At 69.4% G+C, this 12698-nt stretch carries 10 protein-coding genes and 2 pseudogenes; 11 read left to right on the top strand and 1 reads right to left on the bottom strand.

Annotated elements, in window-relative coordinates; genetic code table 11:
* Window positions 1-60: 60 nt before the first annotated feature.
* The 10 genes and pseudogenes from J1M38_RS11700 to J1M38_RS12345 all read left to right on the top strand — a co-directional run.
* The gene (locus J1M38_RS11700) at window positions 61-330 is read left to right on the top strand and encodes a hypothetical protein (RefSeq protein WP_206450599.1); all 270 of its coding nucleotides are present in this window, start codon (window positions 61-63) and stop codon (window positions 328-330) included.
* A gap of 17 nt (window positions 331-347) precedes the next feature.
* Window positions 348-863, top strand: a complete 516-nt coding sequence (locus J1M38_RS11695; RefSeq protein WP_206450600.1) for a hypothetical protein — start codon at window positions 348-350, stop codon at window positions 861-863.
* Window positions 860-3415: an ATP-binding protein gene (locus J1M38_RS11690; RefSeq protein WP_098471891.1), complete on the top strand. Its 2556-nt coding sequence runs from the start codon at window positions 860-862 to the stop codon at window positions 3413-3415. Before J1M38_RS11695 ends, J1M38_RS11690 begins: the two co-directional genes overlap by 4 nt.
* Window positions 3412-5358, top strand: coding sequence for a hypothetical protein (locus J1M38_RS11685; protein WP_206450601.1), 1947 nt, complete (start codon window positions 3412-3414; stop codon window positions 5356-5358). Before J1M38_RS11690 ends, J1M38_RS11685 begins: the two co-directional genes overlap by 4 nt.
* Entirely contained in the window at window positions 5355-7121 is a 1767-nt protein-coding gene (locus J1M38_RS11680; RefSeq protein WP_206450602.1) for a peptidoglycan DD-metalloendopeptidase family protein, read from the top strand. The genes J1M38_RS11685 and J1M38_RS11680 overlap by 4 nt, the downstream gene beginning before the upstream one ends.
* Before the next feature lie 338 nt (window positions 7122-7459).
* Window positions 7460-7903 carry a hypothetical protein gene (locus J1M38_RS11675; protein ID WP_206501278.1) on the top strand — a complete coding sequence of 148 codons (444 nt, stop codon included), beginning with the start codon at window positions 7460-7462 and terminating at the stop codon, window positions 7901-7903.
* Window positions 7904-8803: 900 nt separating this feature from the next.
* Window positions 8804-9699: pseudogene (locus tag J1M38_RS11670) on the top strand (IS5 family transposase).
* Window positions 9700-9713: 14 nt separating this feature from the next.
* Entirely contained in the window at window positions 9714-11210 is a 1497-nt protein-coding gene (locus tag J1M38_RS11665) for a hypothetical protein (RefSeq protein ID WP_206481998.1), read from the top strand.
* Window positions 11207-11359, top strand: a complete 153-nt coding sequence (locus J1M38_RS11660) for a hypothetical protein (RefSeq protein ID WP_206450605.1) — start codon at window positions 11207-11209, stop codon at window positions 11357-11359. Before J1M38_RS11665 ends, J1M38_RS11660 begins: the two co-directional genes overlap by 4 nt.
* Window positions 11360-11383: 24 nt before the next feature.
* Window positions 11384-11491, top strand: a pseudogene (locus J1M38_RS12345) (WhiB family transcriptional regulator); the annotation flags it as partial.
* A gap of 30 nt (window positions 11492-11521) precedes the next feature.
* Here J1M38_RS12345 and J1M38_RS11650 read toward each other — a convergent pair.
* Window positions 11522-11791: a hypothetical protein gene (locus tag J1M38_RS11650; RefSeq protein ID WP_206450606.1), complete on the bottom strand. Its 270-nt coding sequence runs from the start codon at window positions 11789-11791 to the stop codon at window positions 11522-11524.
* 111 nt (window positions 11792-11902) lie between these two features.
* Here J1M38_RS11650 and J1M38_RS11645 point away from each other — a divergent pair, with 111 nt between their 5' ends.
* On the top strand, window positions 11903-12478 hold the full coding sequence (locus J1M38_RS11645; RefSeq protein WP_206450607.1) for a hypothetical protein: 576 nt from the start codon (window positions 11903-11905) through the stop codon (window positions 12476-12478).
* Window positions 12479-12698: the final 220 nt, after the last annotated feature.

Genomic DNA, 12698 nt, shown 5'->3' with positions numbered 1-12698 from the left:
CACCTCAGCCCCTCAGTCCACCCCGACCCACTGACCCCTCATCTCTGAAAGGGAGACCTCGTGAACGTCTTCACCCCGTACCTCCACTCTTCCCTCACGCTCGGCGCCAACTTCTTCACCTCGATCAACAACCTGATCTCCCAGGCCCAGGGCGTGCTCAACGCGCTGATCATCTTCCTGGGCGTGGTGATCTTCCTGATCGGCTCGGCCCGCGGCAAGTGGACCCTGCCGGCGATCCTGCTCTCCGCTCTGGCCGGCGGCCTGTTCATCTGGGGCGGCGTGGCCGGCGTCCAGTGGGCCGCGGACTCCGCCGGCACGACCATCAAGTGATCGGCCAGGAGTAAGCCATGACCGAGACCGGACGGTTCTACAGCAGCATCCGCCGCATCCCCACCACGCTCTACCGGCTGCCCGACGGCACCCGGGTGCCCGGGGGCCCCTACACGCTCGTGCAGGGCGTGGGCGGGGCGATCACGGTGGCGCTGCTGTGGGCCGTCCGGGGGTCCTGGACCACCGGCTTCGACCTGCTCGACTTCGCCGGCGCCCTGGCCGCCGGTTTGGCGGTCACCTGGCTGCTGCGCTTCGCCCCGGACAACCTCCACGAGCTGGGCCTGGTCATCACCGGAGCCTTCCTGGCCTGGTCCAAGCCGCCCCACGGGCACTACCGCGGCGAGACGTTCGCCCCCAAGAAGGCTCCCGCAGGGATGCCCGAGAAGCCCTCCACCCCTACCGCTCCCGCCCGCGCGATGGCCACCGACGAACCGCAGGGCGAGCCCGCGCCGACGTACCGGCCGATGGGCACCTCCTCCGTGGCCCGGCTCCTCCAGCAGAGCACGACCGAGAACAAGGACACCCAGCGATGAAGAACTCCCTCCTGTACCTGCGCGAGAACCTCATGTGGACCTCCACGGGCACGGTGTGGGCGATGTGGCGCGTGCACGGGCTGCCCTACGGCTTCGGCAAGGGCGAGCACAAAGAGCGGGCCATGCTCGCCCACCAGGCCCTCTTCCAGGGCCTGCGCGGGGAGGCCATGCTCATGGGCCTGTGCGCCGAGCTCGACCCCGCCGCCGTCGTCGAGCGCATGCTCGACGGTGTCGACCTGGAGCAGTGCCCCAACTACCTCGAGGAGGTCGAGCTCTCTTTGGACGAGCTCGAGACGATCCCCGTGGGCGAGCGAGCCTACTGGCTGGCCGTGCCGCTGCCGTCCAAGTCGATCACCGACCGCCTCCAGACCCTGATCCGCTCCGTCGACGGCAAGCTGCGCGAGCAGCTGGCCCTGCCCACCTGGCGACCCACGGAGGCGGAGATCCAGGCTCTGGGGCGCACGGCCGAGCACATCGGCCGGGCCATCCCCGCCGCCTTCAAGGCCATCCCCTCCTCTCCGGCCGAGGTCGCCTGGATCTACGCGCACTCCCAGAGCCGGGGCCTGGGATCGGATCCCACCGCGCCCGCTGGCGGAGAGGACGTGCAGGCGTTCACCTCCGGGGCGAGCATTCCCGAGCCGCTCGTGGACGAGGGCGGCCAGTCCGACGTCAGCGCCAAGGAACGGCTGAACCCCTTCGGCCGCCGGTACGTGAAGATCGCCTCCGAGACCACCGCAGGACAGGCCTCGTACCAGGTGGTGATGGCCCTGACCGCCGGCCCCCGCGAGGGCTTCACCTTCCCCGACGACGAGTACGTCTCCTACATCGACTCCCTCAGCGTCAACGCGGACTGGATCATGCGCATGAACGTGCTGCCGGCCAAGCGCGCCGCCGCCCGGAACAAGCGTGCCGAGGAGAAGCTCAACGAGGAGTACAACCAGCAGGAGGGCGACTCCCACGCGATCACCGGCGGATCCACCCGCCTGGACGCGATCGCCGAGGACCTCAAGGCCTACCACGCCGCACTGAACTCCTCAGAGGCCGAGGTCTCCGTCGACGTCGCGGTGATGTTCATCGTCGGCGCCGAGACCCCCGAACAGGCCCAGGACCAGGCCCAGATGATCCAGGCGGCCTACTCGGCGCGCGACTTCAAGGTGATCACGCCCCTGGGCTACCAGGAGTCGCTGTGGTGGGCGTGCCTGCCAGGTACGCCGGCCTCCTCCGTGGTGAAGAAGCTCGAGCTGCTGGTCACCGGCCGGCACCTGGCCTTCGGCGTGCCCCTGGTGACCGACGCGCTGGGCACCCGCACCGGATTCCGGCTGGGCACGAACATCTCCTCCTCGCGCCGCAGCCCGGTGTTCATGAACATCGGCGGCCTCATGGAGGCCGACATGTCCGGCTCGTTCGCCGTCACCGGCGAGAACGGCTCCGGCAAGTCCACCCTGCTGAAGATCGTGGCCGGCAACGTCTTCGACCGCGGCGGCCAGATCGTGGCCATCGACCGCTCCGACAACACCGAGTGGGCGGCCCTGGGTCGACTGCTCACCGAACGCGAAGGCTCCCAGCCCACCGTCGTCGAGCTCGGCGACACCCGCTGGTCGATCGACCCCCTGCGCCTGTTCCCGGGCAAGGTCGCCGCGCGCGTGACCCGCTCCCTGGTCTCCGTGCTGCTGGGCTTCGGCTCGAACTCCGCCGAGGGCCGGCTGCTCGGCCAGCTGCTGCACCCCGACTACGCGCAGGAGCACCAGATCACCTCCATGGGGTCCCTGGTAGCCCACCTGCTCTCCGGCCAGGGCTTGGCGGGGGAGGAGCCGGAACAGACCCGCGCGATCGCGTTCGGCCTCCAGAACGTGCAGTCCACCGAGTTCGGGCCCCTGCTCTTCGACGAGTCCCTGCCGACCCTGGACCTGTCCTCGCGCTTCCTCACCTTCTGCACCCGCGGCGTGGAGCTGCCCCGACGCCACGAGCTGGAGTCCGCCGCGCTGAAGGCGGAGCTGCCGGTGGAGAAGGTCATCGGCCGCGCCCTCTATGCCCTGATCGTGGCCATCAGCCGCGTCGTGCTCTACGCCGACGACTCCATCGAGTCGCTGATGATCGTCGACGAGGCCCACCACGCCACCGGCTCCCCGGAGACCGAGCTGGAGCTGTCCAACGTGGTCCGCTACGGCCGCAAGCACAAGGCCGCCGTGGCGTTGGGCTCGCATGACGCGTCAACGGACTTCGGATCCCAGCAGCTCCAGGCGCTGATCCCCGTGCGCATCGTCTGCCGTTCCCGCGACTCCAAGATGGCCCAGCGCAACCTCGACTGGATGGCCGACATGGGGCAGGACGAGTGGGTCGAGCTGGTCACCTCCGGGCTCTCCCCCCTGGACGACAACGAGGAGGTGGCCCCCGAGCGCCGCGGTGAGGCGCTGATGCGTGACGCCTACGGAAACGTCGCCAAGATCAAGGTGCTTCCTCCGCTCTCGCCGGCCCGCTTCAAGGCCGTGATGAGCTCCCCGCCCAAGCGCGGAGCCTCCACCGAGACCGCCAAGGAGCTGGTGCACGCATGAGCGCACGCGGATGGATGCGACGAGCTGGCGTCAGCGCCGCCGTGCTGCTGACCATGCTCTGGGCCGCCCCGGCCGCCTCTGCGGCCCCGGCAGCCCCGGCGCAGTCGGGGGTGATGGGCCTGGAGGAGTGGTCCCAGCAGGTCACCGACTCCTCCGGTGTGCCCATCTCCAAGTACGAGGCACTGCCCCTGGACCACGGCGCCGGCGGCATTGACATCAACCCCGCCCGCGACGCGCTGGTCTCCGTGCTCGACCTCTTCTGGGGCCTGCACTACATGTGCGTGACCACGTGCATGTGGCTGCTGCACACCCTGCTCAGCTTCCAGTGGGTCTCCTGGTTCTCCGGCCCGATGGAGGTCCTCGGCCAGAACTTCGGGCAGCTGGTCGCGCAGATCCACTGGATCCCGCTGGCGGCAATGATCTCCGGCACGACCATCGGCCTGCTGTTCTTCATGCGCAAGCGCGGCGCGGCCTGGGGGGAGATGTTCGTCTCCGTGATGATGGTCGTGGTCGCCACGAACATCGCGCTGAACCCGGTCGCCTACATCACCGGCCCGGACGGCGTCCTCCAGACCTCCCAGCAGACCGCGGCGCAGATCGCCGTGGAGGCCACCGGCGGCAAGGGCGCGATGGACGGCGGCGCGGACGCCTCCTCGGCCCTGGGCCAGTCCGTGATGGCCGACCTGACGGACGCGATGCTGCGCGGCCCCTCCCAGGCCGTCGCCTTCGGCCAGTTGCTCGAGGGCGGCTGCGCCAGCACCTTCACCGAGACGATGAAGGCCGCGGACCCCATGGACGTGAAGTCCAAGTCCGTGATGGACCCGGTCAAGGGGTGCAGCGAGTCGGCCAAGAGCTGGTCCGAGTCGACCTCCTTCATCAAGGTCGCCCCCATGCTCATGACCAACCTGGGCTCGGCAGCCTTCGCCGTGCTCGTGGCCACCATGGCGGTGGTGCTGTTCCTGGCCGTGCTCACCGCCCTGTTCTACGGGGTCTACCAGGTGCTGGCCGTGATGATCTCGATCGTGCCGGGTACCTCCCGCAAGGAGTTCTTCGGCGCGTTCGTCGGCGTGATCGCCTGCGGCGTGGTCATCGTGGCCGCGATCGTGCTCGTGGCCGTGTCCCTGCGCCTGGTGGCCAACATGTTGCTGGCCACCGCAGCCCTCGGTGTGACCCTCCAGATGCTGTTGCTGGTGCTCATGCTGATCGCGCTGATCTGGCTGGTGCTGCGCGTGCGTCACGGGATCATGAAGAAGGGCGACCAGACCGCCCGCTGGCTCTCGCGCTTGGGCGCCGGCCAGGAGAAGAAGTCCAGCGTGCCGATGAAGTCGCTGGTGGGCATGGCCGGCACGGCCCTGGGCGGCTACAAGTTCGGCCGCCTCGGTCTGGCCAAGGGCGGCGGCCAGGACGGGCCTGCGCGCTCCCGGCCGACCGGCGGCGGCGCCGGCCCCTCGGGCGGCTCCGATACGCCCAGCGGAGGACCGCGCCGGCCGGATCCCCGCGGCCCCCAGGTCTTCGGCCGTGCCGCGCGCGCCGACGGCGGCAGCGGGCCTGCGCGCCGGCGCCGTCCGGGCGGGCAGCTGCCCCCGGCTCCGCTGGTGCGTGCCGTCGGTGTCGGGGCGGCCGCCATCGGTGGTCCGATGGGTGGGGCGGTCAACGTCGTTGCCCAGGGCGCGGCCTGGTCCATCGAGCGCCAGAACCGCAAGGAGCTCACCGGCCCCGGCAAGCCCCAGCGGGTGCCTCGCCAGTCCCGGATCACGGTGGGCAGCGACGGCAAGGCCACCGTGACCCCTCGCCGGCCCGAGGTCGTCGAGGGCACCGTCGTGGATTCGAGCCAGGGCCCCCAGCAGCCCCCGCGGCGGCCGCGGGCGCACAGCACGGAGGCCACCCAGCGGATGCGCGAGCGCCTCCGGGCCGCCCAGGGCCCGCGGGGGCAGCACGCATGAAGCGCCGCGCCGTCTTCATCGGGGCCGGCGCCGTGGTGGCCGTCGTCGCCTTCGTGGTGGTGCTGATCCTGCTGATCATCCTGATGATCGGTGGCGCCCAGCAGAAGCTGAAGATGCAGCAGTCCTCCCTCTCCTGTGTCGTGGGGGGCCTGACCGCCGCGGACGGGTCCCTGGCCATCCCGCTGATGGGCCGGGTCACCTCCGACTACGGGCCGCGCCCGAACCCCTTCGGGCCCGGGTACATCCCCCCGGGCTACACGAGCGAGGCGCCCTTGCTTTTCCACGGTGGCGTGGACATCGGCGGCATCCCCGAGGGCACCCCCATCAACGCCGTCATGGGCGGCACGGTCATCGGCACCAACATGGAGGGTGAAGAGGGCGGCAACATCCTCAAGATCGACTCAGGCAACGGGATCGAGTGGCGGTATGTCCACATCGCCAACGGCACCACCGTGGTCAAGCCCGGCCAGCAGGTGAAGGCCGGGGACCACCTGGCCGGAGCCGGCGAGACCGGCGTGGCCACGGGCGTGCACCTGCACCTGATGCTCTACGTCAACGGCGAGCGGTCCAACCCGCAGACCTGGCTGGCCGAGCGCGGCCTGATCCTGGAGAAGGGCCAGATGCCCCGGCTGACCTCTCCGGCCGGCGGCGGTGCCGCGGGGGCGGCGTCCTCGAGCTCGGCAGCAGCCTCCTCAAGTTCGGCTCCCTCGGCCAAGCTGGCCAGCGGATCCTCGCCCGCGGGCGCCGCCGCCTCGGACGGGCAGCCCCCCAAGGTCAACGGGCCGGTGCGGATCACCTTGCCCGAGGGCAGCGAGTGGACGCTCTCCCCGGAGCAGGTGGAGAACGCGGCCCTGATCATCGGGGTGGCGCGCGAGCTCAACATCTCGGACAAGGGGATCCAGGTGGCGCTGATGACCGGGCTCCAGGAGACCATGCTCCAGAACATGGCGAACCCGACCCTGCCGGAGTCCATGAACTACCCGCACCAGAAGACCGGCACCAACAAGGACTCGGTCAACGTCTTCCAGCAGCGCACCGTGGCCGGCTGGGGAAGCGTGCCGGAGCTGATGAACCCCGAGTACGCCGCACGAGCGTTCTTCGGCGGCCCAACCGGCCCGAACAAGGGCATGCCCCCGGGCCTGCTGGACATCCCCGGTTGGGAGGGCATGGCCCCCGGGCCGGCTGCCCAGGCCGTACAGAACTCGCGCCACCCCGACGAGTACAACAAGTGGGAGAACGCGGCGAACCAGATCCTGGGCCAGGTCACCGGCACCACCCCCATGATGTGCCAGGGCGCCGGCGGGGCTGCGGCCGCAGCCAGCGCCACCTCCAGCACCGCCCCCGAAGGCAACCACGCCCTGGACGAGGACACCAAGCGCCTGGAGATCCCGGCCGACTTCTCGCGCTCGAAGATCGTCTCCCGCGCCGAAGCCGGCATCGGCGGCACCTACACCTACGGCGCCGCGGACTTCCGATCCTGGGATGCCACCGGGCTGGTCTCACGCGTCTACCAGGACAACGGGATCGACATGCCACGCCAGGCCCCGTGGACCGTGGGCAAGCGCACCGAGACCCCGCAGCCCGGCGACATCGTCGCCCAGAAGTGGGACCCCACCCGCGGGCGGTGGGAGCACGTGGGCATCTACGTCGGCGACGGCATGATGATCTCCGCGATCAACGAGTCCGCCGGCACCCGCAAGCACCCGGTCACCCAGACCGGCACCGACACCGTCTACTTCGACGTGATCCAGGAGAAGAAGTGAGCCGCACGGACACCACCCGCCACCCCCAGGAGCCCCAGCCCCGCACGGGGCGGGCCTGGCCCTTCCTGGTCGGCGCTCTCGCCGCGGCAGGCGCCGGCGCGTGGCTGCTCACCGGCACCCCCGGCGAGCAGGCGCCGGAGGCGCCGGCCCCCACCCCCGCGGCGGCCGCGAACTCGACGGCCGGAGCCTGGCCTCAGCCGTCGGCCAGCACCGCCCCGGCCAGCGCTGCGAGTCAGGAAACGAATCGGGAAACGACCACCTCCACGGGGCCGTCGAAATCTGGAAACGCCCAGGTCAGCCCGTCATCGGTCAGTGCGGCACGCAGCTCCCAGATCGGGGTGGAGAAGGCCGCCCAGGAGCGAGCCGTCCAGGGTCTGGACCCCGACGCCCGCAAGCGTGCCGAGGACGTGGCCAGCCGGTTTGCGCAGGCCATGAACGCGCGCACGTGGCAGACCAGCCGGCAGCAGTGGCGGGAGGCGCTGGCGCCCACGGTGAGCCCTGAGCTGCTGAAGACGCTCGACGTCGATCGGGACTGGGAATCCGACGCCCAGCACCGCTTCGTACAGGCCAAGGCCAGCACGTCGGTGCAGGTGCTCGAGTCGCGCGCGCAGACCGTCCAGGGCGAGCGCGTCGACGTCGCGCTCATCGTGGCCACCGAGACCACCGGCGAGGACCCCTGGGTCACCGCGCCGCGGACCGAGCGCCCCATGACCGTCGTCGTGGACACCACCCAGAACCGGGTTGTTGAACAGATCGACATGACCCCGCACGGCGGTCTCTGAGACGCCCCCCGGCCGGGCCCTACGACACGTAGACCAGCGGCTGCGACATCTTCACGCGAGCTCCCCAGCGGGAAGCCGTGCCATACGAGCACCAGCGACCGGCGAGCATCCAAGGAGCACCGAAGGTAGACGGGAGCCAGAGCGCAGCCGTGCGCGGGCGTACAGGCCGGGAGCAGAAAGCCAGGGGCCCGGCGGAAACCAAGCCGCACGAGGGCCAGAGGGAGGGGAGTCTGCCGCCACTGCCCAGCCACAGATCCACGCCCCAGAGACCCCCTCTGGGCCTGGATCAGGGGCGGCTCCGTTCGGGGGATGAGCAGCAGTGGCGAGGCGATGTGCATGGGCCACACGGGGGTGGGAAGTGCGCCGGAGACGGCACCGCAGGAGTGCCGTTCAGGTGCCATAACGCGAGCGGGAAGCCCGCGGGAAGAGCGGGAGTCGAGCGCCTCCACCCATCGGGAAATCCGGAAGGACGGGGAAGAAAGAAAAGAGAGATATTGCCCTCTGGAATGGGCTGATTCGCTCGGGTTAGCCTCCTCCTCTCGACTCCGTCTCGCTGAGGAGGCTACCCGACGAGTCAAGTCCATGGAAGGGGGTACCGGGGTGATCTGCCTTCCACATGATTGCGATTTTACGGCAGGGGGTACCGGGAGGCGATCAGAGGGTGGGGTGCTGTCGAGATGCAGCGAAGATTTCACAAACGCGTGAATATGCTGCATACCGCGACACGCCGTGGAAATCTTGACATCTGAGATCAGAGACCACTGAAGTCGAGATGGCCGGAAGGGCGCCAGTCGTGCAGCCTGGGATCCGGTGCGAGGCGCGATGTAACGGCGCCTGACCCACTCGTGGCCTAGGGCGTGTCTGAGAATAGATGCACGAGTCAGCTGAGACCCTGGGGACATGTCCCGGTTCCAGATGCTCTCTGACACCCAATGGGAGTTGATCGCCCCGATGCTCCCGACCCGGGCCGGCCGGGCCGGCAGGCCGTTCGCCGACGCCCGCGCCATGGTGGAGGCGATCATCTACCGGTACCGGTGCGGAATCGCTTGGAGGGATCTGCCCGAGGTCTACGGGCCCTGGCAGAGAAGTGTGGACCTGGCATCGGCGCTTGGCCGAAAAAGGCACCTGGGACACGGTGCTGGCCACGCTGACCGCCGCCGCTGAGGCCGAAGGCCTGATCGATTGGTCGGTCTCGGTGGACTCCACGATCGCCCGCGCCCACCAGCACGCGACGAACATCACCCGCCACACAGGGGGATGGATCGAACTACAAGAATCCGCGTGAGGAACCGGCCGATCACGGCATCGGGCGCTCCCGTGGCGGGCTGAGCACGAAGATCCATCAGCTCGTCGATGGGACCGGGCTGCCGCTGGTCAGCCTGATCACCCCCGGCCAGGCAGGGGACTCCCCGATGCTGCTTCCTCTTCTGGAGCAGCTGCGCGTGACCCGGCCAGTAGGGCGGCCCCGGACCCGCCCCGAGGCCGTGCTGGGCGACAAGGCGTACTCCTCCCGGGCGATCCGCACCCACCTACGCGCCCGTGGGATCAAAGCGGTCATCCCCGAACCGGCCGACCAGCAGGGCCACCGCAGACGGCGCGGTGCCCGCGGCGGGCGCCCCATTGGCCTCGACGCGGACGCCTACAAGGGCCGCAACGTCATCGAGCGTCAGTACGCTCACCTGAAGCAGTGGCGGGGTCTGGCGACCCGGTATGACAAGTACGCGATCATCTACCGGGCCGCTGTGGTCCTGAATGCTGTGCTCGCATGGTCAAAACGATTGTCAGACATGCCCTAGACGCGTACGCGCTGATGGCCGGGTTCGTGATGGACGAGGGCAGGACGTGGGGCGAGATCGCCTACCCCTTCCAGCGTGCCGACGCTCAGGCCGTGCTCGACACCTCCGAGGGCGCGCCGCGCCGTCACTTCATCCTGCGCGGGCGCGGCATGTCCAAGACGACGGATGTCGCCGCGATGTGCCTGGCGCTTTTGCTGACGGAGGCTCCGGCCCGCGCCCGGTGCCACATCTACGCCGTGGACGCGGAGCAGGCCGGGTTGTTCGCGGATGCTCTGGCCGGGATCGTCGGGCGCACGCCGGGTCTGTCCGGGGCCGTGGATCTCGGGGCGCGGTCGGTGCGCGTGCGCTCGACCGGGGCGACGCTGACCGTGGAAGCCTCGGACGCGGCCTCGGCCTACGGGACACGGCCCTGGCTGTCGGTGGTCGACGAGTTGGGCGTCTGGCCCTCGACCACCAACCACCGGCGGCTCTACGGGGCGATCGTCTCGGCAGTGCCGAAGGTGCCCGGCTCGCGGCTGTTGGTGATCGGCACCGCCGGTTCCCCGGTCGGGCTCGGGGCGGAGGTATGGGCCGATGCTCAGGACTCTGCTCACTGGCGGACCTCGAGGACGCCGGGGCCGTCGCCGTGGTGGTCCCCGCAGGACGTGGAGTCCACACAGTCGGATCTCACGGCGGCGGAGTGGCGGCGTCTGATCCTGTGCGAGTGGGCCGAGTCGGATGATGCTCTGACCCGTCCGGAGGACGTGGAGGCCGCGATCCGGCCCGGCTCGCTGAGCATCGACCCGCGTCCCGGTGTGGAGTACGTGGCGGCGCTGGACGTTGGTACGCGCCGCGATCTGACCGCGCTGGCCGCCGGGCACTCGGAGCGCACTCCGGAGGGTCGGCGGGTCGTGATCGACCGGGTTGTCTACTGGCGACCGGAGCGCAATGCGAAGGTGGATCTCGCGGAGGTGGAAGCCTCGACTCTGCGGCTGTGCCGTCAGTACCGCGCCAAGTTGCGGTTCGATCGGATGCAGGCCGAGCAGTTGACCGGCAACCTCACGAGACAGGGCGTGCGCGCGGAGGAGTTCGTGTTCTCCTCGGCTGGGGCGAACCGGCTGGCGCGGTCGACCTATGTCGCGCTTCGTGACCGTGCTCTGTCGCTTCCGGATGATCCGGAGGTGCGGACGGAGTTCCTGTCCGCGCGGCTGATCGAGACCGGCCCGTCCACGGTGAAGTTGCAGAATCCGCCGGGCACGCATGATGACATCGTGGCGGCGGTCGGCATGGTCATCGCGGATCTCACGGACCGTCCCGAGGTGGGGCCGGGGTCCGTGGCCGTGCCGAGGGGCAGAGTCGTCAGGGACATCGGGGCGGCGGCGCGGTCGTCGATGAGCAAGTCCGCGGCCTCGAGGCAGGCTGCGGAGATCGCTCTCCGTAGGGCTGAGCGGACGGGTGCTCCGGCGCCGCGTCGGATCAGCAGCGCGAGCAACTTGCAACGCATTCGCCGGGGCTCGGAGGGTCGGTCATGAGCCGGACCGACGGGAAAATCGACGGTCGCTCCCAACTGGTCCGGAGTCCCGAGGCGCTGGACGCCTACGCCTCGCTCACGGTGGCTCTGCTGGAAGCCCCTGACGGCTCTGTGCCGTGTCAGGAGGAGCCGGACGGGTTCACCGGCTGACCGAGCCGAGGAGAGAGGGCGCAGGCGGCGATTCTGTGCCAGTCGTGCCCGGTTCTGGACTTGTGCGCGGCGTACGCGGAGACGGCGAAGGAGCGCTTCGGGATCTGGGGCGGGGAGGACCGGACGAGATAGCCCTCCCCGCCTCAGCGTCAGCAGTCGGGCTTAGGCCTGGGGCTCGCCCCCGGTGGTTGCGCCGTCCTCTCCCCGGATTACTTCACCCTTGAGCGTTCGCACCTCAAGTTCGACCGCAGCGAGCGCGCGAAGCAGTTCCCGGAAGTCCTCCTTCTGAAGATCGAGGATCGACTGAAGGTCCCCGCCCTGCTCATTCCACGCGTCGGTGCGCTCCTTCATGTTCTTCGCGGCACCGTAGGCGATGGGGGTGAGGTCCTCCGCTAGATTCTCGATGATCGTGGTGTTCGGCTGTTCGTTCATGCTGCTTCTCCTGACTGCGCCCGGCGGTCGGGCGTGGTCTGAACCTATCCACTGCGAAAGTCCAAGTAGTTGACGGCCAAGGCGACACGCTGGCTGTGCCAGCATGGAGCCATGCACAGTCACGCAGACCCGCACCGACCGGTCTACCTGCCCGACTTGCAGCGTGATGAGATTCTCCGGTTGGTGCCTGGACAGACTGGCGAGGTCACCACGCTGGCAGCCTTCGCATCGATTCCGGAGATTGAGGCACTTGGGTGGCCGCTCGATGTCGTGGACCAGTGGCTCTACGAGCATCTGCCTCTCGATGAGTTCCTCTGCGAGTACGTTGCCGTGGACCTCTCGCGGGTCCGCTGGTCTCGCGAGGAACTGTCGACAGAGGTTCTAGAGGTGGTGCCCACGGGGAAGGGCGGTGCCGACTATCTGGCCCAGGAGGCCCCGGACTATCACGGGCACTGGATCAAGGTTCGCGGCGGGCGAGTCGTGCGGGCTTGGGAGGAGCAGGGGACGTGGCTCAGGGCCCCGATCCTCCTCGATCGCGGGTGCTTCGGAGGCCCCTCCGGGGCGCTGCAACTTGTGGAAGGGCGTACTCGGGTCGGCGTGATGCGTGGACGGCTGAGGGACGGGCTGAACGTGGCCCCGCAGCACACCGTCTGGATCGGTCGTCCCGCTCTCGATCCAACGCCGTGAAGGGACTGTGATCGCTCACAGGGGCGGTCACAAACGGCAGAACACACGACGAAATGAAGGGCGACGAGAGGTCACCAGGCAGGGCACGATCCGTGTCAAGGGCCATTGAGTTCTGCCCATAGGCGGCCAGTGTTTCTTCCCGCTGGTGGCCATCAGAACTGCCCACTGGTGGCCAGCTGGTTTGCCCGTTTGGGTGGTGGTGCTGGCCACCGTGATGGGA

The sequence above is a fragment of the Micrococcus sp. KRD070 genome (genome assembly GCF_017168435.1).
GTDB classification, from domain to species: Bacteria; Actinomycetota; Actinomycetes; order Actinomycetales; family Micrococcaceae; genus Micrococcus; species Micrococcus luteus.
This window is presented reverse-complemented; position numbering and strand designations above follow the sequence as displayed.

What these genes read in the sequence shown, in the direction of transcription:
- J1M38_RS11695 (WP_206450600.1), top strand. Translation starts at nt 348, where the DNA reads ATGACCGAGACCGGACGGTTCTACAGCAGCATCCGCCGCATCCCCACC.
- J1M38_RS11650 (WP_206450606.1), bottom strand. Translation starts at nt 11,791, where the DNA reads ATGAACGAACAGCCGAACACCACGATCATCGAGAATCTAGCGGAGGAC.
- J1M38_RS11690 (WP_098471891.1), top strand. Translation starts at nt 860, where the DNA reads ATGAAGAACTCCCTCCTGTACCTGCGCGAGAACCTCATGTGGACCTCC.
- J1M38_RS11685 (WP_206450601.1), top strand. Translation starts at nt 3,412, where the DNA reads ATGAGCGCACGCGGATGGATGCGACGAGCTGGCGTCAGCGCCGCCGTG.
- J1M38_RS11665 (WP_206481998.1), top strand. Translation starts at nt 9,714, where the DNA reads ATGGCCGGGTTCGTGATGGACGAGGGCAGGACGTGGGGCGAGATCGCC.
- J1M38_RS11680 (WP_206450602.1), top strand. Translation starts at nt 5,355, where the DNA reads ATGAAGCGCCGCGCCGTCTTCATCGGGGCCGGCGCCGTGGTGGCCGTC.
- J1M38_RS11660 (WP_206450605.1), top strand. Translation starts at nt 11,207, where the DNA reads ATGAGCCGGACCGACGGGAAAATCGACGGTCGCTCCCAACTGGTCCGG.
- J1M38_RS11645 (WP_206450607.1), top strand. Translation starts at nt 11,903, where the DNA reads ATGCACAGTCACGCAGACCCGCACCGACCGGTCTACCTGCCCGACTTG.